Origin of the sequence: Shimia sp. (genome assembly GCF_039969785.1) — a bacterium.
GTDB lineage: Bacteria > Pseudomonadota > Alphaproteobacteria > Rhodobacterales > Rhodobacteraceae > Shimia.
This window is the reverse complement of sequence record NZ_JBDVNC010000005.1, coordinates 292386-312763: the sequence shown is the minus strand read 5'-3', so window position 1 is coordinate 312763 and position 20378 is coordinate 292386. Positions and strand designations below refer to the sequence as shown.

General features: G+C 53.1%; 18 protein-coding genes. 8 read left to right on the top strand and 10 right to left on the bottom strand.

Annotated features, from left to right (window positions below; all coding sequences use genetic code 11):
• Positions 1 to 217 precede the first annotated feature (217 nt).
• Complete coding sequence (locus ABJI08_RS03735) at positions 218 to 3652, top strand: glycoside hydrolase/phage tail family protein (protein ID WP_348400476.1); 3435 nt, start codon at positions 218 to 220, stop codon at positions 3650 to 3652.
• Between the two features lie 423 nt (positions 3653 to 4075).
• Positions 4076 to 6010 (top strand): CoA-transferase, encoded by a 1935-nt coding sequence (locus tag ABJI08_RS03730; RefSeq protein WP_348400475.1) that lies wholly within the window; start codon positions 4076 to 4078, stop codon positions 6008 to 6010.
• Between the two features lie 35 nt (positions 6011 to 6045).
• Here ABJI08_RS03730 and ABJI08_RS03725 read toward each other — a convergent pair whose 3' ends face one another.
• The 8 genes from ABJI08_RS03725 to ABJI08_RS03690 form a co-directional block, all read right to left on the bottom strand.
• Positions 6046 to 6738, bottom strand: coding sequence for a M48 family metallopeptidase (locus tag ABJI08_RS03725; RefSeq protein ID WP_348400474.1), 693 nt, complete (start codon positions 6736 to 6738; stop codon positions 6046 to 6048).
• 42 nt (positions 6739 to 6780) lie between these two features.
• Positions 6781 to 7869 (bottom strand): Xaa-Pro peptidase family protein, encoded by a 1089-nt coding sequence (locus ABJI08_RS03720; protein ID WP_348400537.1) that lies wholly within the window; start codon positions 7867 to 7869, stop codon positions 6781 to 6783.
• A gap of 203 nt (positions 7870 to 8072) precedes the next feature.
• Positions 8073 to 8543: a GFA family protein gene (locus ABJI08_RS03715; RefSeq protein WP_348400473.1), complete on the bottom strand. Its 471-nt coding sequence runs from the start codon at positions 8541 to 8543 to the stop codon at positions 8073 to 8075.
• A gap of 102 nt (positions 8544 to 8645) precedes the next feature.
• Entirely contained in the window at positions 8646 to 9830 is a 1185-nt protein-coding gene (locus tag ABJI08_RS03710; RefSeq protein ID WP_348400472.1) for a VWA domain-containing protein, read from the bottom strand.
• Positions 9831 to 9835: 5 nt separating this feature from the next.
• Positions 9836 to 10003: a hypothetical protein gene (locus ABJI08_RS03705; RefSeq protein WP_348400471.1), complete on the bottom strand. Its 168-nt coding sequence runs from the start codon at positions 10001 to 10003 to the stop codon at positions 9836 to 9838.
• A gap of 6 nt (positions 10004 to 10009) precedes the next feature.
• On the bottom strand, positions 10010 to 11374 hold the full coding sequence (locus ABJI08_RS03700; RefSeq protein ID WP_348400470.1) for a DUF2927 domain-containing protein: 1365 nt from the start codon (positions 11372 to 11374) through the stop codon (positions 10010 to 10012).
• Entirely contained in the window at positions 11371 to 11823 is a 453-nt protein-coding gene (locus ABJI08_RS03695; RefSeq protein ID WP_348400469.1) for a GNAT family N-acetyltransferase, read from the bottom strand. The genes ABJI08_RS03700 and ABJI08_RS03695 overlap by 4 nt, the downstream gene beginning before the upstream one ends.
• 173 nt (positions 11824 to 11996) lie before the next feature.
• Positions 11997 to 12836 (bottom strand): MoxR family ATPase, encoded by an 840-nt coding sequence (locus ABJI08_RS03690; protein ID WP_348400468.1) that lies wholly within the window; start codon positions 12834 to 12836, stop codon positions 11997 to 11999.
• A gap of 184 nt (positions 12837 to 13020) precedes the next feature.
• Between ABJI08_RS03690 and dksA the strand changes: the two genes are divergently transcribed.
• Together dksA and ABJI08_RS03680 are read left to right on the top strand one after the other, a co-directional pair.
• Positions 13021 to 13443: an RNA polymerase-binding protein DksA gene (dksA, locus tag ABJI08_RS03685; protein WP_348400536.1), complete on the top strand. Its 423-nt coding sequence runs from the start codon at positions 13021 to 13023 to the stop codon at positions 13441 to 13443.
• A 69-nt stretch (positions 13444 to 13512) separates the two neighbouring features.
• Positions 13513 to 14685 (top strand): FAD-dependent monooxygenase, encoded by a 1173-nt coding sequence (locus tag ABJI08_RS03680; RefSeq protein ID WP_348400535.1) that lies wholly within the window; start codon positions 13513 to 13515, stop codon positions 14683 to 14685.
• A 111-nt stretch (positions 14686 to 14796) separates the two neighbouring features.
• Here the strand turns inward: ABJI08_RS03680 and xth are convergent, their stop codons facing one another.
• A complete protein-coding gene (gene xth, locus ABJI08_RS03675) occupies positions 14797 to 15576 on the bottom strand; it encodes an exodeoxyribonuclease III (RefSeq protein WP_348400467.1) in 780 nt (259 codons plus the stop codon).
• Positions 15577 to 15994: 418 nt separating this feature from the next.
• On the opposite strand from xth, the gene ABJI08_RS03670 reads away from it, so the two are divergent.
• From ABJI08_RS03670 to ABJI08_RS03660, 3 genes are read left to right on the top strand one after another with little or no spacing between them, the layout of a single operon-like run.
• Positions 15995 to 16705: a hypothetical protein gene (locus tag ABJI08_RS03670; protein ID WP_348400466.1), complete on the top strand. Its 711-nt coding sequence runs from the start codon at positions 15995 to 15997 to the stop codon at positions 16703 to 16705.
• Between the two features lie 59 nt (positions 16706 to 16764).
• Positions 16765 to 17841 (top strand): hypothetical protein, encoded by a 1077-nt coding sequence (locus tag ABJI08_RS03665; RefSeq protein ID WP_348400465.1) that lies wholly within the window; start codon positions 16765 to 16767, stop codon positions 17839 to 17841.
• Complete coding sequence (locus ABJI08_RS03660; RefSeq protein ID WP_348400464.1) at positions 17841 to 18791, top strand: DMT family transporter; 951 nt, start codon at positions 17841 to 17843, stop codon at positions 18789 to 18791. Before ABJI08_RS03665 ends, ABJI08_RS03660 begins: the two co-directional genes overlap by 1 nt.
• Here ABJI08_RS03660 and ABJI08_RS03655 read toward each other — a convergent pair whose 3' ends face one another.
• On the bottom strand, positions 18792 to 19115 hold the full coding sequence (locus ABJI08_RS03655; RefSeq protein ID WP_348400463.1) for an iron-sulfur cluster assembly accessory protein: 324 nt from the start codon (positions 19113 to 19115) through the stop codon (positions 18792 to 18794).
• A gap of 98 nt (positions 19116 to 19213) precedes the next feature.
• Between ABJI08_RS03655 and ABJI08_RS03650 the strand changes: the two genes are divergently transcribed.
• Positions 19214 to 20359 carry a deoxyguanosinetriphosphate triphosphohydrolase gene (locus tag ABJI08_RS03650; RefSeq protein ID WP_348400462.1) on the top strand — a complete coding sequence of 382 codons (1146 nt, stop codon included), beginning with the start codon at positions 19214 to 19216 and terminating at the stop codon, positions 20357 to 20359.
• Positions 20360 to 20378: the final 19 nt, after the last annotated feature.

The following is a 20378-nucleotide window of genomic DNA, read 5'->3' as shown; positions in this document are numbered from 1 at the left end:
GTTTCAGGAAACCGTCTCGGTCAGAGGCGGCGGAAAGGGCGCGCCAACACAGCCCAAAACGCGTGAATACAGTTATTCCGTTTCGATGGCAGTTGCTCTTTGTGAAGGCGAAATTCAAAGCGTTGGCCGGATTTGGGCAGATGACAATGAAATTTCGCCCTCTGACTTGAACCTGAGAGTTTACAAAGGCGAACATGATCAGTTGCCTGACCCCAAAATGGAAGCGGTTGAAGGTGTCGGGAATGTGCCCGCGTATCGTGGGACCGCGTATGTCGTTCTAGAAGATGTCTCCCTTGAACGGTTTGGAAACAGGGTTCCGCAGTTTTCATTTGAAGTCGTCAAGGGCAGTCCGGCGGAAGTTACAGACGCTTCATCGGATATGTCTGAAAGTGTTCGGGCAGTCGCCCTGATGCCTGGCACTGGAGAATATGCGCTTGCAACGTCACCTGTACGCCTGAAAACTGGACCGGCAACATTTGAGAGCGCGAATGAGCATTCTCCGTCAGGTCAAACTGATTTTGTGACATCAGTGGACAGCTTGATTGAGGAACTTCCCAACGCAGAATCTACTTCGTTAATCGTGAGCTGGTTTGGAAACGACCTGCGGGCCAATCATTGCGAGTTGCATCCAAAAGTTGAGCAAATACAGTTCGATGGGGACACAATGCCCTGGACGGTCAGCGGGATATCTCGGACCTCTGTCAGTGAAACCCCTCAGATTGATGCGCGTCCGGTTTATGGCGGTACGCCATGTGATCTATCCGTTTGTCAGGCGATTTCCCATCTTAATTCAAACGGAACGAAGGTGGTCTTTTATCCGTTTATCTTGATGGATCAACTAAGTGAAAATGGCCTTCCAGACCCCTGGAGCGATGCAGAACACCAACCTGTTTTGCCGTGGCGAGGGCGAATAACCCTATCCGTCGCGCAAGGGCAGGAGGGATCGTCATCTGGTTCTGCAGCCGCAGATGCTGAGGTCGCGACCTTTTTTGGATCGGCATCAGCCAGTGATTTTACGATCGGTACGAATAGCGTGAGCTATTCCGGACCTGACGAATGGAGCTATCGACGGTTTATTTTGCATTACGCTGCTTTGTGCGCAAGCGCTGGTGGGGTTGATGCTTTCTGTATTGGTTCAGAAATGCGTGGCCTTACGCAAGTTATGGGGAGTGCGGGTTTTCCGGCAGTTGACGCTCTCGTTGCGCTGGCGGCAGAAGTTCGGCAACTGCTTGGCCCAGAAGTGAAAATTGGGTATGCCGCCGATTGGAGTGAGTATTTTGGATACCACCCACAGGACGGTTCCGGGGATGTCTATTTCCACCTCGACTCTTTGTGGTCAGATGACAATATCGACTTTGTAGGAATCGATAATTACATGCCGTTGTCCGATTGGCGGGATGGGGACGAACATCTGGACGCAGAGAGATGGTCGTCAATTTACGATACAGCCTATCTTGCATCTAATATAGAAGGTGGCGAAGGGTATGATTGGTATTATCATTCAGAAGAGGCGCGTCAGGCTCAGATACGATCTGAGATTTCTGACGGAACGCATAATGAGCCTTGGGTGTTTCGATACAAAGACATTCGCAACTGGTGGTCAAATCCTCATTTTGAAAGAGTTGCGGGAGTAAGGTCAGAAATTTCAACGTCGTGGTCACCGCAAAGCAAGCCGGTGTGGTTTACTGAGATCGGGTGCGCGGCCATTGATAAAGGTACCAACCAACCCAACAAATTTCTGGATCCAAAATCGTCAGAATCGCAAATCCCGCATTATTCAAACGGGGCACGTGATGATCTGATTCAGCAAAAATACCTGCAAACCATGGCAAACTATTGGTCCAGTGACGCCAATAATCCCAGTTCTACCGAGTATGTCGGAAAAATGGTTGATGTTTCGCGAATGCATGTTTGGGCTTGGGACGCACGTCCTTTTCCCGCGTTTCCAAACAACCAAACCGTTTGGAGCGACGGGTTGAATTATCAAAAAGGCCACTGGATCAATGGGCGTAACGGAAACCGTACCCTTGCGAATGTTGTAGCCGAAATTTGTACAAACGCGGGGCTCGAAAACTTCGATGTTTCATCTCTGCACGGAACGGTTCGTGGGTATGTTCAGGATGACGTGTCGGATGCACGGTCAGCATTGCAGCCTCTGATGGTTGCGTACGGGTTTGATGCTGTTGAACGTGACGGTCTGTTGATTTTCAAAACGCGGGGAACTGCCCGGCCAGAGTTTCTTGATCCAGACGAATTCGCAATTGTACCTGATGCAGACGGCATCGTTGAGCGAGAAAGAGAGTCGGAGGCTGAAGTTGCCGGAAAAATTCGTTTGAGTTTCATTCAGGCTGGTTCCGATTTTCAGACCGCATCGGAAGAGGCCATTCATTCGGCAGAACCAACAAGTTCTGTAGGCGTCAGTGAGACACCATTGGCTTTACTCAGAGGTGAAGGGCGTCTTATTACGGAAAAATGGTTGGCTGAATCGCGTGTGGCCAGGGACAAGGTCAAATTTGCGCTGCCGCCATCCCGTCTTTCGCTTGGTGCTGGTGATGTTGTCGGTCTTTCTTCCCAGCAAGGTGGTTTCCAGAACTACAGGATTGATCGAGTTGAACAGGGCAGCCTGCAACAAGTCGACGGGATCGCAATCGAGAGTTCCATTTATCGTTCGATTGCCAATCCCGAGGAACTGCCGAGATCAAGTCTCTATGAACCCCCAATTCCTGTCACTCCCCTGTTTTTGGATATCCCCTTAATTACCGGGGATGAAGTGCCACACGCGCCGCATTTGGCCGTGACTGGCAAACCCTGGCCAGGATCAGTAGCCGTGTATGATGCACCAACCGATGAAGGGTACATTCTGAATTCGACGATCAATGTCAGAGCCGTAGTGGGCGTTACAGAGTCTCCAATGTTCGCGGCAAGCCCAGGCCTTTACGACAATGGTGATGCGCTACAGGTCCGCCTAATTTCTGGCGAACTGGAAAGCATTTCAGACGCACAATTGCTGAATGGTGGCAACCTCATGGCAATTGGTGACGGATCAAGCGATCACTGGGAGCTTTTTCAGTTCGGCCATGCAGAGCTTTTTGGCGATCGCCAGTATTGGCTCTCTCGACGGTTGCGTGGCCAGTTGGGATCAGATGCAGTGACACCTTCAGTTTGGCCAGTAGGGAGTTGGGTCGTATTGTTAGATGGCAACGTTCGTCAAATTGACCTGTCTGCAGCATCAAGAAACCTTGCGCGTCATTATCGGATTGGCTCAGCGAGAAGGAGTTTGCAAGATAGTACTTTCACGCATCGAGTTGAGGCATTTTCTGGTATTGGTCTCCGGCCTTTGTCGCCGGTTCACCTAAATGTAAAGGAAACAGCACAGGGAGACATTGGTTTCTCGTGGATACGTCGCACCCGTATTGACGGAGATGATTGGGATATACCGGAAGTTCCTTTGGGCGAGGAATCCGAGAACTATCACATCCGAATTTCCCAGAATGGTGAAGTTCGCCGCGAAGAAACGACCCTTGTTCCGATTTGGACCTACAGTCACGTGGATCAAGTTGCCGACGGTGTTCTTGATGGTTTCCAGATGGAGGTTGCCCAAATATCGGCGCGATACGGGGTCGGCGCGTTTCGAAGTGTTCAGGTCGCATAGATGAGGCGCGTTTTGCCTGCTGACGTGATCAGCGTCGCTGTAAAACTGATGACCGTCGCCCCTGAAGCACGGAGATCTCTGTGTCGTGATATTTTGGAACTGGCTGACGCGGCGCACCGTTACCACAAACGGTTTGGAAGATCTCATCCCATTTGGGGTAATGGCTCTTTGCAGAGCGTAGTTTTTGCGGATAACGCTTTGGAAGAACCGAGCTTTTCAAATTCTGATTATTGTCTATGCACAGAGCTTCTATTAAACGAATTGGTGCGTTGGCGTATAATCTCGCGCATTTAGTTTCAGGAAGCATCGAGACACTTAATGGGTCCTGAAATTAGATATTGAAGGCTGTTCACGGCAAGGGTTTCTACGGGATTGCAATGAATCGCGTGGTTGGTGAGGTTGGGGCAGGAAGGAACCTGTGCCATGCCCAACAAAGTTATATCCGCTGAGGCCGCTGCACGGCTTGTGTCAGATGGTGATACCGTCACCACGTCCGGGTTTGTCGGGATCGGCGTACCCGAGGCGTTGTTAAAGGCTCTGGAAACCCGGTTCACCGACACGGGCGCACCGCGTGACCTTAATTTGTTCTTCGCCGCTGGTCAGGGGGATGGTAAAACGCGGGGCCTGAACCGTTTGGGGCATAAGGGGCTTGTCAAGCGAGTCATTGGCGGACATTGGGGGTTGATCCCACGCGTCGCCGCGTTAGCGATGGCGGACGATATTGAGGGGTGGAACCTGCCCCAGGGTGTGATCAGCCATATGTATCGTGATATTGCTGCCGGTAAACCCGGCACATTGACCAAAGTTGGATTGGAAACGTTTGTTGATCCACGTCTTCAGGGCGGACGGGTGAACGCGCGCAGCACGGACGAGATTGTGCGGCTGATGGAGATCGATGGCGAAGAGTATCTGTACTATCCGGCATTCCCGGTGCAGGTCGCTCTGTTGCGTGGAAGCACGGCGGATCGGGCTGGGAATATAACGATGGAGCGTGAGGCATTGACCATCGATAACCTGTCTCAGGCGATGGCCGTCAAAAATTCCGGTGGTGTGGTGATTGTGCAGGTTGAGCGCACGGTGGCCCGTGGCGCGTTGAACCCGCGCGACGTAGAGATCCCTGGTGCGTTGGTCGATGCCGTGGTTGTGGCTCCGCCCGAAGATCACATGCAAACCTTTGCAACTCCTTACAGCCATGCTTTTGCTGGAAAATACAGGGTCGAAGGCGATGATCTGGCGGACATGCAGCTAAATGCGCGCAAAATTATCGCAAGACGGGCTGCTTTTGAGCTGCCAGTTGGCGGCATCGTGAATTTGGGCATTGGGATGCCCGAGGGTGTGGCGGCTGTGGCTGGAGAAGAGAAACTGTTGGACCATCTTACACTGACGGCCGAGCCGGGTGTGATTGGTGGGCAACCTGCGTCTGGGTTGGATTTTGGAGCCGCGATCAATACGGACGCGATTGTGGCCCAGAACCAGCAGTTTGATCTTTACGATGGTGGCGGGCTTGATCTTGCCATTCTTGGCATGGCCGAGGTCGGCCCTGACGGAGCCGTGAATGTTTCGCGCTTTGGCCCAAAGCTGGCCGGAGCGGGCGGGTTTATCAATATCAGCCAAAATGCACGCGCTGTGGTTTTTGCCGGGACTTTCACGTCGGTCGGTGTTGACGTCGATGTGCAAGATGGTGCCTTGAATATCCGGCAAGAAGGGCGTGTTTCCAAGTTTATCGAGGCTATACAACAAATCACATTTTCCGGATCACGCGCCTCGCGCCTGGGAAAACCGGTTCTTTACGTGACCGAACGCTGTGTCTTTTCGCTTGGGGCTGACGGGATCGAGTTGATTGAAATTGCGCCGGGCATCGATTTGCAGCGGGACATACTGGATAGAATGGGGTTTGCACCCATTGTGAACCAACCCCAATTGATGGATGCGCGCATCTTTGATCCGGCCCCGATGGATTTGCGGGTTGATCTGCTGCACCTGGATTTGGCAGACCGCATTGCGCTGGACACGCAGACAAATGTGCTCTTCATCAATTTTGGCAGACTGCGGCTGCGCACATTGCGCGAACTGGACATGATACGTGCGCGGGTGGAAGAAGTGTGCGGAGCGCTGGATCACCGTGTTGATGTGATCGCGAATTATGACCGGACGCGCATTGATCCGGATATTGAAGATACGTACGGGGCCATGGTGAATGATCTGGAAGACCGGTTCTATGCGACGGTGACACGCTATTCAGGATCAGCGTTCATGCGCATGAAACTGGGAACAGTGTTTGAGCGGGGTCGGGCGCCACACATCTTTGAAAGCGCGGATGAGGCGCGCCAGTTTTTGAAAGATCGTTCCGGCGGTTGATTTGTCTTATTTGAGTATTTTTGGCAAAATGAAGATCAAGGCGGAGTGACTCCCCATTTGTGTTCCAAAGATTCGATGGCGGCGATGCGTTCTTTGGTTTTTGGATGGCTCAACAACCAGGCGGGCATGGGGGCCGCGCCCGATTGTGTGAGTTTCTCAAGTTTTTCAAACAGCGATTTTTGAGGAGCGGTACCGATGCCGGATTTGGTAAGCAAAGCCGCGGCATAGCTGTCAGCCTCGTATTCATCAGAGCGGGACAGGCGGGCCATCAAGAGCGACATTGCTGAGTTGGCGATCATGGGGCCGATACCGGGTAAAAAGCGGGACAGCACCATGGCCAACGCCGTGCGCAGCGCGTTTTGTCCGGAAAAGTCAATCATGCGGCGACGCGAATGACCCAGCGCGACATGGCCCAGTTCGTGCGCGACCACGCTGGCCAGTTCGGCGGCGCTGACGTCGCCAGCCCTGTAACGGTTGTAAAATCCCCGGGTGATGAAAATGCGCCCATCGGGTGCAGCAAGCCCGTTCACTGGCTCGATCTCATAAATGTGGACTTTGATGCGGGGCAGATCGAGCGCCCGGGCCATTTGCGTGATCAGGGGAACAAGGTTCGGGTCAACAAGTTCGCTGGAACGCGCATCCAATTCGCGCGCTGTACGCCACGCCGAGAACCGAAACATCAATAGCCCATAGAGCATGGCCAGCAGGATAGGAGTAAAGCGCAGCATATCTATGATATGGGGCAGGGCCACGGTAAGGGCAAGGTCGTATCAAAACGTATAAAGGTCGGGTGCGTGTCGGGACAATCGCTCTGCTCCGGTTTTTGTGACCAATACCGAGTGCCCCAGACATATTGCGTTTCCTGTGGTGTCATCCATCACGATCATATGCAGAAAGAAGACTTGATTTTCTTGCATGGTCGTTGGGCTGTTTTCATAGAACATAGGAAAATCCACCCAAATAGGCCCGTAAACGGCGCCCATTCCATAGCCGCAAGCGTTTAGGCGCGCGTGGCCAAATCCGTGCGCATCAAAAGTGGCGGCGTGGGCCCCAAAGACGTCACCCATAGGTGCACCCGGGCGAATTGCGGCCTCACATGCTTGCAGCGCCTCGGCAGCGGCTGTGTGCTTGCGGTGGTGTTGAGGGGGCGGCGCGCCAATGATCAGGGTTTGCATCATCGCAGCGTGATAACGGGCAAAAGCGCCGGCCCATTCCAGCGTCATCTGATCCTGTTGACCGAGATGTCGGCGGCCAGAGGCGGAGCGACACAAGAGAGCCGTATCGCCGGACCCGATGATAAATTCGTTCCCTGCATAATCGCCGCCACTTTTAAAAACGGCGCCTTGCATCGCAGCCAGGATGTCACCTTCAAAAGCGCTAGGCCTAGTTAGGGCAAATGCAGCGTCGAGTGCGTCGTCCGAGAGCGCGGCAGCCCGTCGGTGCATGGCCACTTCGGCGTCGGACTTCAGGCGACGCAGAGTTGGAAAAATGTCAGATGCATCGTACAGGTCAGGCAATGTGGTACGCAGTCTCTGGTCCCAAAAATCGGTCAGACCGACGGTGCAAGACTCTAACCCAAGTGCGCTGGTTGAGAGGTCAAGTTCTGATAGAGGAATTGATAAATTATCTATTGGATCAACACCTTCTACGTCTTTCCAAATGTGAATATGGTCCAACGTCAGTGTCGATGTTTGCTGTGCTTGCAACCTGTCTGGGGCACCCGTTAACAGATGGATGTCGCCACACGAGGGCATCACCATGCACTGGAACGTAGCAAACCCAAACGTGTCGTAACCGGTTAACCAATAGTGGCTCTCTGGAGCAAAAAGAAGGATTGCGTCAAGCCCGTTTTCCGGCAGTGCTGCGCAAGCGCGGGACTGGTGGCGGGCGGCGAATTCTTCGGGCGTGAAATGGCGTGGGATGAGCTCTCCGGTGTTTCTCTCAGCAGAGAGCAGCGAAGGTCAGCGCACAAGTGTTTTCTTGCAGGTGTGACTGGGTCGGACAATTTACAATTGTATGCGGCGCCAGCGATCGGTCGTTGCTTGCGTCGCAACAGAATTCTTTAAACTGAACCGGTGCAATCCCGTTTGGAATACGCGCCCATAAGCTCTTGAAGGTCTTCAACTGTCAGTGGATATCGCGCAAAACTATGCACTGCCGGCACGATTGCCCAAGGCAATTTCTCGTCTGTCATTAGTTCAACGAACGGTTCAAATGACGCGGCAGCGTCGAGTATCGACGTGCGCAGATTGACCCGTTGGTTGCCTTTGCCAATCAAAGAATAGATGAAGTTCAGGCAACTCTTGCAGAAAAAGTGTGTCCGGTCGTGAGAACCGCGCCCACCTCTTATTAAGTCTCCGGTGCAGGAAAACCCGTCGATTGGGAACATCGTTGTAAGCGAATACGCACTCGCTGATAGTTTTTGGCAATCGTGACAATGACACGCCAGAGTGAGAAGGGCAGGGGCGGATACTTGTATCTGAACTGATCCACAAAGACAGGTGCCATTTAAGGGCAGGTTGGGCTTAACCATTTGTAATCTTTCATTTTATGAGAACCTGAATGGGCCACCGGTGATCATGCGCAGACACTCAGAAAAAAAGAAGCTGCAATACAGGGCCTGTCCTCTGCCGAACTAACGGGTCAGATCCCGCATACCTTGTTCGAGACCCTGCAACGTCATGGGAACCATGCGATCTTCGAAGATATCGCGCACCATTTTGATCGAATGCGTGTATTGCCAATGCTTTTCAGCGATCGGGTTGATCCAAAGATTGGAGGCCCATTGATCTCGGGCGCGTTCAAGCCAGACCTGACCGGCTTCGGCATTCCAGTGTTCGTTGGCACCGCCGGGATAGGCGATTTCATAAGGGCTCATGGAAGCGTCGCCAACAAAGATACATTTGTAGTCTGAGCCATAAGTGCGCAGAATTTCGTGCGTCAAGGTCTGGTCGTTCCAGCGACGCTGGTTGTCGCGCCAAACGCCTTCGTAAAGACAATTGTGGAAATAGAAATATTCCAGATGTTTGAATTCGGCGCGCGCGGCGGAAAACAGTTCCTGCACAACTTTGACGTAGGGGTCCATTGAACCGCCAACATCCAGAAACAAAAGTACTTTGACCGCGTTGTGACGTTCCGGGCGGGTTTTTACATCAAGGTAGCCATGTTCGGCGGTGGCGCGGATGGTGCCGTTCAGGTCAAGCTCTTCGTTTGCGCCCTCTCGGGCCCAGCGGCGCAGGCGTTTCAGGGCAACTTTAATGTTGCGGGTACCCAATTCGACGGTATCGTCGAAATTGCGAAATTCGCGTTTGTCCCAAACCTTGGTCGCGCGTTGGTGACGGCTTTCATTTTGGCCGATCCGAACACCTTCGGGGTTATACCCGTAGGCGCCAAATGGCGATGTGCCGGCGGTTCCGATCCATTTATTGCCGCCCTGATGGCGACCCTCTTGTTCTTTCAGGCGCTCCTTGAGCGTTTCCATCAGCTTGTCAAACCCGCCAAGCGCGTTAATTTCGGCCATTTCCACGGGGCTGAGGTGTTTTTCAGCCATTTTGCGCAGCCATTCTTCGGGAATATCGACAGCGTCCATCACCTGTTGGGGCGAGATGTTAGCCAGGCCTTCGAAACTGGCTGCGAAAGCACGATCGAACTTGTCGATATTGCGTTCGTCTTTCACCATGATCGTGCGCGCGAGGTAGTAAAAAGCTTCGATGTCGTATGTGGCCAGACCGGCGTTTAATCCTTCGAGAAACCCCAGAAATTCACGCAGTGACACGGGAACACCGCCTGCTCTGAGGTTGTCAAAGAAGCGCAGGAACATAGGGATTAAACGCTCATGCGATGCGCGAAGATCGTAATGAACAGCCCCAAAATGGCGAAACCAATGGCATAGGTCGCAGCATATTGGAGGATATCGAGACGTTTACCGCCGCGTTTTTTGGCGAGAGAGCCACCTATAATGGCTCCCAGAATGATACCGATAATAACAAACATGGCGCGTCAGAATCTCCCGTTCAGCGGGCTGAGTGAAGCAATTTCGCGTAGTTTAGAGCGCACCGCCCAGTCCGGGCCAAAGCCGTATCGTGCCCAGCCAAGACTGTCCAGTCGCACGGTGCCGGCTTCTTCATGCTTTCCTTGCAGTTCAAGCGCTTCTGCGCGCAGCAGCATCAGTGTCGATAGAAGTGCGGCGTTTTCATATTGCGCGGCGGGTCCCAACTGTGGGTTGATCAGGTTCAGTGCCTCCTGACCGCGTCCAGCAGAAATGGCGTAGGCTGAAAGTTGAGTTGTGACAAAGGCGCGGTGCGGACCGAACCGGGACACGTTTGCATAGGCGCGATCTGCTTTGACGAATTCTGCATGTGCGGCGGCGATGTCTTGCGACTGAAGCAGGCGACCCAGAGCGTAATGCGAAAAGCCTAAACGGTGATCCTGCCAGCGTTGGGTCTGTGCGATTTGCAAGGCCTGTCGTGCTGCAACGCGGCGTCCTGACGGTGTGGTGCCGGGGCCCAACGCGGTTTGTATGGCGTCAATCCAGGAGCGGGGTGTTTCCGGCAGGCGGCGGGAAGACAGAGTTTCTCCTCGTGGATTGATCCGGGCCAGAATAGACGGCAGGCGTGCAGCCACCTGTTCGCGGGTCATACCATTTTGCAGTGTCGGATCATAGTAAGCTCGCAAGACAGTCATATCAAAGCCGGTCAGTACCGCATGGATGTTGTCGTCGTTAAACACGCTGTCAGGTAGGCGATAGAGGTCGTTGAGCGGACCAAGTGCTTGTGCCAGTTCTTCGTGTAAACAGTCGCGCGTTTCCTGAGGGCTTGTGTCGCTGGGTACAAAAATTGCGAGTTTTTCACGAGTGTCGAGTAGCGCCCAGTTGGTCGACGCCTTGCGGCGCGCAGACCTGTATTGCGACAAGCTGGAAATATTGGGCACAACAAAACAGGCGGCTTGCGGTAACGCACGACGGATATCGCGGCGCGACACTGCTTGAATGGTAATATTGGCGTTGCGATCCTGAACAAGCTGAATGTCGATGCGCGCCTCGCTGCGTAATCGTGCGATCAGGCTCTTGAGGTCAGGCATCAAGCTGCCCGAGGTATTACCAGTGACGCGCAAGGTTATAGGTCCGTCAAAGCGGGTCAGTTTTTCAATTTGACGGCCGCTTTCCAGCTCGAATGCAAGATCTAGAAAATCGCGAGCGATGTCGCGATTTGATCGTGTTGGCGGCACCGGTTGGGGGGTGGCAAAGCTTTTCATCGGCGGTAGAGTCGTGTTGGCGACAGCCGCGCGCGTGGGCGTATCTACCTGACCAGTGGTTGTGCAGGCAGCGAGGGTCAAAAGGACCGGGATTAGCAGACGTATCTTCACGGGCGGTTGTACCGAATGAAAGGTGTCTGTTTGCCTACGCGATCATACAGCTGACGCGCAGCGGTGTTAAAATCCTGCGTAAGCCAATAAACCGCAGGGGCATTTGCCTGATCTGCAGCCGCATACACCGCTTCGATCAGTTTCCGCCCGACGCCAGTACCCCGCACGTCTGAATCCGCATAGAGATCCTGCAGGTAACAGGTGTTTTCAATCTTCCACGCGTGCCGGTGGAAAAGGAAATGCGTGAAGCCCACAAGGCGTCCGTTTTTCACCGCAACGAGACAAGAGAAATCTTGAGGATCATCCCCGAGCAACCTCTGTAAGGTCGATTGATAGACCTGCTCGGGTACAGATGTATTGTAGAATTTCAGATAAGCCTGCCACAGATCCCGCCATTGCGGCTCGTCCGTAGCCTGCAACGGTCGAATTTCTATCTCTGTGTCTGACATGCCGAACTCCTTCAAAAAATGTTACTAACAAAAATAGCTTCTGTCTTTGCTTCTGCGTAATTTAAGCCGGGTTTTAGGCAAGAATTTGAAGTAGGTTCGGCAGTTACTGGACACAGTTGGGTCGATTTTGCGAAATTGGACCTCGCCGACACGATTCTTAGCAATGTGAGATGTTACCGACCAGAACGCGCCATAAATGCGAGGCGCTCAAAAAGGTGCACGTCCTGTTCATTCTTGAGCAAAGCTCCATGCAATTTTGGCAGGGCGTTTTCACCGCCCCGTTTTAGATCCTCTGGGTCCAAATCTTCGGCCAATAGCAGTTTAAGCCAATCCAGCACTTCGGATGTTGACGGTTTTTTCTTGAGGCCCGCGACGTCACGAATTTCATAGAACTGGGTCAGAGCAGTGGTGAGAAGCGCATTTTTGATCCCCGGATGGTGGACTTCGACGATCTTTTTCATCGTTTCGGCGTCGGGAAAGCGAATATAATGAAAAAAGCAACGACGCAGGAAAGCGTCCGGCAGTTCTTTTTCGTTGTTCGACGTGATGATGATAATCGGACGGTGCTTCGCGCGCACCGTTTCGCCTGTTTCGTAGACGTGGAACTCCATCTTATCGAGTTCTTGCAAAAGGTCGTTGGGGAATTCGATGTCCGCCTTGTCGATTTCATCGATCAAAAGCACGACCTTTTCGTCACTGTCAAAGGCATCCCATAGCTTGCCGCGTTTGATATAGTTGGAGATGTCATGCACGCGTTCTTCGCCCAATTGGCTGTCGCGAAGGCGAGACACGGCATCATATTCATAAAGGCCCTGCTGTGCCTTGGTTGTCGATTTTACGTTCCATTCAATCATGCGCACGCCAAGCGCGCCGGCAACCTGACGCGCCAGTTCTGTTTTGCCTGTGCCGGGTTCGCCTTTGACGAGAAGGGGACGTTCCAGCGTAACAGCGGCGTTAACGGCAACTGTCAGGTCCTGAGTCGCGACGTATTCCTTGGTGCCTTCAAATTTCATGAATGTTTCCCGCCCGTTCGCCTGTTTCGACCGGCACACTACATTGAACCTATTTTGTCCGCAATGCAGTGCTATGGGGTAGTGACAATCAGTGAACGAAGGGGTATTTGCAGGCGGAGTAAAGGGGGGTTCGATGTCTGAAAACAATACCGCGATTGACGTTGGCCACGATGAGGGAGCAGAAATGAAAGCAGAAACTTTCCTGCCCGACGATTATCGTCCCGCAGAGAGTGAGCCATTCATGAACGACAAGCAGGTGGAGTATTTCCGCCGCAAGCTGTTGTTCTGGCGTGATGAGTTGCTGGCAGGCAGCCGGGACACAATTGAAGGATTGCAGGACAGTACCCGCAATATTCCTGATGTTGCAGACCGGGCCAGCGAGGAAACCGACCGGGCGCTGGAATTGCGCACACGCGACCGGCAGCGCAAACTGGTACTGAAAATCGACTCGGCGTTGCGTCGAATTGATGAAGGCGAATACGGATATTGTGAAGTGACAGGCGAGCCTATTTCGCTCAAACGTCTGGACGCACGTCCAATCGCCACAATGAGCCTTGAAGCGCAAGAGCGTCATGAGCGCCGCGAAAAAGTTCATCGCGACGAATAAGTTGGCAATTACAGAAAAATAGATGCGCCGGGGCTTTTGTCCCGGCGTTTTTCGTTTCATATGGCGGTCATGGACCTGAGCGAGCTGAAAACCAATATTATTGGCGCCGGAATTGGCGGTTTGACGGCTGCTCTGACGTTGCGGCAGCGCGGCGCGGATGTCACCGTTCTGGAACAGGCCGAAGCGATTTCTGAGGTTGGAGCGGGGCTACAGGTCAGTCCGAATGGTGTGGCGGTTCTGCGTGCACTTGGGTTGGAAGACCGGCTTGCACAAAAAGCGGTCCGTGGCCGGGCCGTGGAATTGCGAGACTTTGCGCATGGCAAACTGGTGGCGCGACTGGATCTGGGACATTTACCTCACGACGCGCCGTATTACTTTGTACATCGGGCCGATTTGATTGATCTGTTGGCTGATGCGGTGCGGGAAGCCGGAATTAAAGTACGCTTGTTGCAAAAGGTACAATCAGTTGTGCCCGGCGATACACCGACGGCGCAAATGGCCAATGGGTCTGTGGCCAAATCGACATTTCTGGTGGGAGCAGACGGTCTGCATTCCAAAGCCCGAACAGCGTTGAATGGCACTGTAGCCCCTTTTTTCACCAGACAGGTTGCGTGGCGGGCGACTGTTCCTAACACCATGGGTCACGGTCCTGTGGCACAGGTGCATATGGGACCACACCGACATGTGGTGTCTTATCCGCTTCGTCAGGGGACTTTGGTCAACATAGTCGCTGTTCAGGAACGCGCCGCCTGGGTGGAAGAGGGATGGCACATAGCCGATGACCCTGCAAACCTGAGGTCAGTTTTTGCGGATTTTGGGGGCGATGTGCGTGGATTGCTGGAACAAGTTGAGACTGTGCAGCGCTGGGGGTTGTTTCGGCACCCGGTTGCGCCGGTTTGGCACAAGGACAATGTCGCATTGGTCGGGGATGCCGCACATCCTACATTGCCGTTCATGGCACAGGGGGCGGTGATGGCGATGGAAGACGCATGGGTGCTGGCCGATGAATTGGCTGGCGCGGACGATGTGGCCACAGGGTTGACGGCATATCAGTCCCAACGCGAGGACAGGGTAACCAAGGTGGTGGCAGCTGCGTCAAAGAATGCATGGAAATATCATTTAAGCGCCCCGCCAATCAGGGCTGCGGCGCATTTGGGATTGAAATTGGGGGCAACGTTAGCGCCCAGGCGGTTGATGGGACAGTTTGACTGGATCTATCGCCGTGATGTCACCGCAGAGTGAGCCTACGACATAATTAACATAGTTTAATTGACTGCCTTTGGCACCCTTGTTTACGCTTTGATCCGTCCTTGGCGGCGCAAAACAAATTGGTTCCAACCTCGCAGGATTGGGTCAGGCCGCGAGGTCGATCCAGACTGGAACGTGGTCTGATGGCTTGGTAAGGCCGCGTTCCTGTTGATCTATCTGACAATCCAGTAAAAGATCGGCACATTGTGGGCTGAGCAGAAAGTGATCGATGCGAATACCGTCATTACGATCCCAGGCACCGGCCTGGTAATCCCAGAATGAATAGTGACCCGGTCCATTAGTGCGTGCCCGAAAAGCTTCGGTTAAGCCAAGATTGAGCAATCGACGAAAAGCGGCACGGCTTTGGGGCAGGGCCAGCGCGTCCTGTGTCCAAGCCTCCGGGCGGGCTGCGTCTTCGTCTTGCGGGATCACGTTGTAATCACCAGTCATCAAGAAGGGCTCTTCGCTGGTCAATAAATCCTGCGCTCGGGAAATCAGACGCTCCATCCAGGCCAATTTGTAATCGTATTTGGGGCCGGGCGTCGGGTTGCCATTGGGTAAGTACAGACCGCAGACGCGAATGGCAGTTTCTCCCATGACTGTGGCTTCGATATAGCGTGCTTGTTCGTCATTTTCGTCACCAGGCAGACCACGTGTGACGTCTTCCAGCGGCAATTTCGAGAGAATGGCGACACCATTGAAACTCTTTTGACCGTGAGTCTCGACCTGATAGCCTCGATCTTCGAACATCTCCCTTGGGAAGTTTTCGTCGACGGATTTGATTTCCTGTAACACAGCAACATCCGGTTGTGCCGTATCCAGCCAACGGGGCAGAGTGTCTATCCGGGCTTTTACCCCGTTGATGTTGAACGTCGCAATTTTCATGTTTTGGTCCCTGCAAAGTCACTGGTGATGGCGCTGGCTTGAGCCTGACTATTTACCGGTTCGCCGACAACAGCAAGGGGCGAAGGTTGCCCGGCGCCTGTCGATTTCCGCGCCATGCTTTGCAGCAGGAATTCCGACTCACTTGGGTAGATTCGGCGCACCGACGCCCTGTGATTCTGTCGTAATTTTGATTGCAAGTGAAACGACTCCGCTCAAATATGGCAGAAATGCGGCGAATTTTTGGCAAAAATTTGTTTCAAAAATGGGGGAATTTAATTTAATTAAAATAGAATGTTATCGATCATAATTAATGTTAAATTGAGTTATTTGAACTCGCATAGCGAGAAAAAATAGTTTTAAAATCCCGGGATGGGTGCAAACGTGAAGGGGCTCGAAACATCAACTGGGAAAACAAAAAATGCTCGCTCAAAAATCTACTGAAATGGTTAACGAAACATTTGCACAGCGTTCGCGGCAGACCTCCGAAACAAGCTTGCTGGATGGTGTCGGAACCGAAATGTTCACCTCAGGACTCTCCCCAGATATGGCCGGTGACGCAATGAACGGCGACGCAACCGCGCTGTTCACCAGCGGTCTTGTTCAGATGTACACCAGCGGTTTGGGGCCAAGTGAAGTCGCCGAAACTGGTACAGGTGAAGGTCTGGAAATGTTCACCTCAGGACTTGCTGCAAGCGGGTCGTCTTCTGAAACTGGCGAAGCAGTAGAAATGTATACAAGTGGGCTGGTTCAGATGTTTACCAGCGGACTTGCACCCTCGGAAAAAGCTCAGACAACCGCCGGCGAAGGCCTTGAAATGTTCACGTCGGGTTTGTCGGCAAGTGGAACGTCGGCAGAAGATGGTGATGCGGTCGAGATGTTCACCAGCGGTTTGGTGCAAATGTTCACTAGCGGATTGGCGCCAACTAAAACTGCCCAGGCTACAACAGGTGAAGGTCTGGAAATGTTCACATCGGGACTTTCAGCAGTTGGGACGTCTGCAGAAGACGGTGATGCGGTGGAAATGTTCACCAGCGGCCTGGTTCAGATGTTCACCAGCGGTTTGGCCCCACGTGAAGAAGCCAAGACAGTTGCTGGCGAAGGCGCCGAGCTGTTCACTTCGGGTCTTTGATCCGACGCTAAGGGAACGGGGCGTGTTTGCGCGCCTTTACTGAACAACGGAGAAATTCGATGTCTAATGTCGTACAATTGATCGTCCCGTCCCAGCGGCAAACACCTGCAGAGCGCCATGGGGCGCTCATGCAGAGTTTTGCCAAACACAGACGGTTCGGGGATGATGTGTTCTGGCTGAAAGAAAATGCCGAACTACTAAATATTCTGGAATGCACAGGGGCCAAGTTTGATGAGGACGCGTTGAGCGCCTATCATGGTTTCTATGAGAATGTGGAAAAACGCCTGCAGTTTTTCCCTCAATACTATCGGTTCTTGCTGTCGATCTGTCTGGATCTGGAGGATCTCGGCATGAAAGGTAACAAAGGTGCGAAATTATCGCGCTGGGTTGCTGATCAAGGGTTTGCGCGCGCCGAACTGTCGGACTTGCAACGTATGGAAGCCCGCCGACTGATAATGCGACGTGGTGTTGATCCTTTGCCCGAAGATGGCGGGCTGGATGCAAGAATGCGTGGTTTTATGGTGCGCAACGCAACATTTGCGATGCCGAACAAAAAGGCGGCATATGAGCTGACCCATGCGGTGTTCTATCTGTCCGAATATGGCCGCAAGGACCCGATGATTGATAAAGCCGTGTCCACTTCGCTGAAATTCGTCGGCTTGATGGCGTTTCTCGAACAAAATGCCGACCTTTTGGCCGAAGTCTGTGTGGCGATGCGTTTTGGTGGATTTGAAGTGCCTCAAATTTGGGAAACGTGGTTGCTGCGGCATGCAGCGTTGTTTGAAGTGGCAAGTGGTCAACAAGTGGCTCAGCAAGATGACTATCACGAGTTTCTGGTGTGTAACTGGATGTTAGCGACCGCTGGCAAGGCACCTTTTGCTAAGGCGTTCGAGTTCGATCGCATGGGGTTTTATCGACCAGAAGGTGTTGGCGGCCCGCTGAGAGAGCTTTCGGAATGCATGTACAAACTGGGCGATGATCGATCCGGGGATTGGGGGGCGATGCGTGCCACAGTGCTTGAGTCGTTAAGCCCGGAATCGCAGGTGATTATGGCGTGCGCAGAGAAATCCACGGATATATTCGATTCTTTCTTTGAAGGGTTTGCGCGAGTCAGTACCATGGCGGAGGCGAACTGATGGGGGAAAATCGGCCTGCCTTGATCGGGACCGCATTGGTGGTGGTCTATACATTGATGATTTCATCGGCTGATGCGATCACAAAACTGATCGCGTCCGGGTATGCAGCGCCGCAACTCTTTGCGGTGTCTGGCTTTTTGGTGGTCGCGCTGAGTTGGGGTTCGGCAAGGCTTAAGGGCGAAGGCCAAAATTTGACAACTATTTGCCCAAAGACAATGGCGTTGAGGTCACTACTCACGGTTATAGGGTCCGTTGCGTTCTTTTATGCGTTCCGGTTGCTACCTCTCGCGGAAGTATTTGTTTTCATTGGAATGATGCCCATTTTTGCCGGATTGTTTTCGGGGCCAATCCTGCGTGAACATGTGCGCCCGATGGCGTGGGCCGCGCTGGCTGCGGGATTTGTGGGTATGCTGTGTCTGTTCCCCGGCGGCGTGTCGAGCGTGTCAATTGGGCATATTGTGGCGTTGTTCGCTTGTGTTTGCGGTACGCTGTCGCTGGTATTGGCGCGGTATATAGGCCAACATGAAAGCAACTCATTGGCTCAGGTGTTTTACCCAAACCTTGCATTGGCTGTGACGATGGCACTGGCCTTACCGTTTGTTTTCAAACCGATGCCTTTGACGGATGTTGGATGGGTTGCGGCATATGGGCTGTTTTTGTTCGCAGCGCGTTGGTTATCTGTTATCGCGCTTCGGCTTTTGGCTGCTTATACCGTGACACCTCTGATGAACTTGCAGTTTGTCTGGATGGTGGTGCTTGGCGGCGTGTTCTTTGGGGAAATGCCCGGCCTGAACATATATTTAGGTGTCGCAATCGTAATCGGGTCGGGCGTGTTCTTAGTTTATGATCAGATTCAGCCAGCGGATGCACCATACCCGTGGGTATTGCGTATTAAGACGCATGCGTCGCACTTATCACGTGCACGAAAACTGGCACGTAACTTTTTGTAGTTACATTGAAAAACTTGTTCCGCATCCACAGGAGCTGGTGGCGTTTGGATTGTTGATAACGAACCGGGCGCCGATCAATTCTTCGCTAAAATCAATGACGGCATTCTGTAGAAATGGCAGCGAAACGCTGTCGATGAGGACGCTTTCGCCGCCGCCCTTAAGCACCAAGTCATCGTCTTGCGCCGCATCTAGTTTTATTTCGTATTGAAAACCGGAACACCCGCCCCCCTCAACCGCGACGCGCAGAGCCTGCCCCTGAGAGGCGGCTCCGATTTCGGCCAAACGGGCAAAGGCCCGTTCAGTTACTTGGGGAGGCAGTTGCATTTTGTCACCCTGAGGCAGTTTCGCGCGCATTCCCGGTTCTATCCGGGGCTACGCTGCAATATAGATAGACCAAGGACAGGCTACAAGGACCAGCAGATATGCATGCGCCCTATGCCTCTGATCCGGAAAACGTCAGGGGACGGCGTTTTCCGGAAGAGGAAAGTGATTTTCGGTCGTGTTTTCAACGTGATCGGGACCGAATTATACATGCCAGCGCATTTCGCCGGCTAAAGCACAAAACGCAGGTGTTTGTGGAGCACGAGGGCGACTATTTTCGCACGCGGCTAACACATTCCATAGAAGTGGCCCAGGTTGCCCGGACCATTGCAGGCGTGTTGGGGCTTAATCAGGAACTGACCGAGGCTGTCGCATTGGCGCATGATCTGGGGCACACGCCGTTTGGGCATACCGGGGAAGATGCGCTAAATGCGTTGATGGCGCCTTATGGCGGCTTTGACCATAACGCTCAGGCAGTGCGCATTGTCACTATGCTTGAACGTCACTATGCAGAGTTTGACGGGTTGAACCTCACCTGGGAAACCCTTGAAGCCATTGCAAAACATAACGGCCCTGTTGCTGGCGAATTGCCCTATGCTTTGGCTGACTATAATGTCGAACATGATCTGGAATTGCACACCCACGCCAGCGCAGAGGCGCAGGTTGCCGCATTGTCCGATGACATCGCCTATAACAACCACGATCTGCATGACGGATTGCGGGCGGGCCTGTTCTCAGAAAAGGAAATTTGCGACTTACCTATTGTTGGCGCCGCCTATGAAGCGGTCGATCAGCTTTACCCGGCACTCGATCCGATCCGACGGCGGCATGAAGCCCTACGACGGGTATTTGGAGTAATGGTTTCGGACGTCATCGACACTTCACGTGAATTGTTGGCGCAAAGCGAAGCGTGTTCTGTAGAGGAAATTCGACATTACGGCGCTCCGGTGGTGCAGTTTTCACCAGCGCTGTGGTCTGACCTCAAGGTTATCAGGTCGTTTTTATTCACCCGAATGTACCGGGCGCCTTCCGTTGTAAAGATGCGCGAAGACGTGACCAAGGTCGTCGAAGATCTGTTTCCGTTGTTTTTGGCTGATCCGATGTTGTTGCCGAAACGGTGGCATCCTGACTTACGCCGATGCACTGACGAAACGGCAATTGCGCGCAAAGTATCTGACTATATCGCGGGCATGACAGATCGTTTTGCCCTGCAGGAACATGGGCGTCTGTTGGGCAAGGCACATTGACCTGACCGCTGGCAATGAT

Excerpts from the sequence above, each read along its gene's own strand:
- ABJI08_RS03735 (WP_348400476.1), top strand. The coding sequence starts at position 218 with ATGGAAGCGGTTGAAGGTGTCGGGAATGTGCCCGCGTATCGTGGGACC.
- ABJI08_RS03730 (WP_348400475.1), top strand. The coding sequence starts at position 4,076 with ATGCCCAACAAAGTTATATCCGCTGAGGCCGCTGCACGGCTTGTGTCA.
- ABJI08_RS03725 (WP_348400474.1), bottom strand. The coding sequence starts at position 6,738 with ATGCTGCGCTTTACTCCTATCCTGCTGGCCATGCTCTATGGGCTATTG.
- ABJI08_RS03715 (WP_348400473.1), bottom strand. The coding sequence starts at position 8,543 with ATGGTTAAGCCCAACCTGCCCTTAAATGGCACCTGTCTTTGTGGATCA.
- ABJI08_RS03710 (WP_348400472.1), bottom strand. The coding sequence starts at position 9,830 with ATGTTCCTGCGCTTCTTTGACAACCTCAGAGCAGGCGGTGTTCCCGTG.
- ABJI08_RS03705 (WP_348400471.1), bottom strand. The coding sequence starts at position 10,003 with ATGTTTGTTATTATCGGTATCATTCTGGGAGCCATTATAGGTGGCTCT.
- ABJI08_RS03695 (WP_348400469.1), bottom strand. The coding sequence starts at position 11,823 with ATGTCAGACACAGAGATAGAAATTCGACCGTTGCAGGCTACGGACGAG.
- ABJI08_RS03690 (WP_348400468.1), bottom strand. The coding sequence starts at position 12,836 with ATGAAATTTGAAGGCACCAAGGAATACGTCGCGACTCAGGACCTGACA.
- dksA (WP_348400536.1), top strand. The coding sequence starts at position 13,021 with ATGAAAGCAGAAACTTTCCTGCCCGACGATTATCGTCCCGCAGAGAGT.
- ABJI08_RS03680 (WP_348400535.1), top strand. The coding sequence starts at position 13,513 with ATGGACCTGAGCGAGCTGAAAACCAATATTATTGGCGCCGGAATTGGC.
- xth (WP_348400467.1), bottom strand. The coding sequence starts at position 15,576 with ATGAAAATTGCGACGTTCAACATCAACGGGGTAAAAGCCCGGATAGAC.
- ABJI08_RS03670 (WP_348400466.1), top strand. The coding sequence starts at position 15,995 with ATGCTCGCTCAAAAATCTACTGAAATGGTTAACGAAACATTTGCACAG.
- ABJI08_RS03665 (WP_348400465.1), top strand. The coding sequence starts at position 16,765 with ATGTCTAATGTCGTACAATTGATCGTCCCGTCCCAGCGGCAAACACCT.
- ABJI08_RS03660 (WP_348400464.1), top strand. The coding sequence starts at position 17,841 with ATGGGGGAAAATCGGCCTGCCTTGATCGGGACCGCATTGGTGGTGGTC.
- ABJI08_RS03655 (WP_348400463.1), bottom strand. The coding sequence starts at position 19,115 with ATGCAACTGCCTCCCCAAGTAACTGAACGGGCCTTTGCCCGTTTGGCC.
- ABJI08_RS03650 (WP_348400462.1), top strand. The coding sequence starts at position 19,214 with ATGCATGCGCCCTATGCCTCTGATCCGGAAAACGTCAGGGGACGGCGT.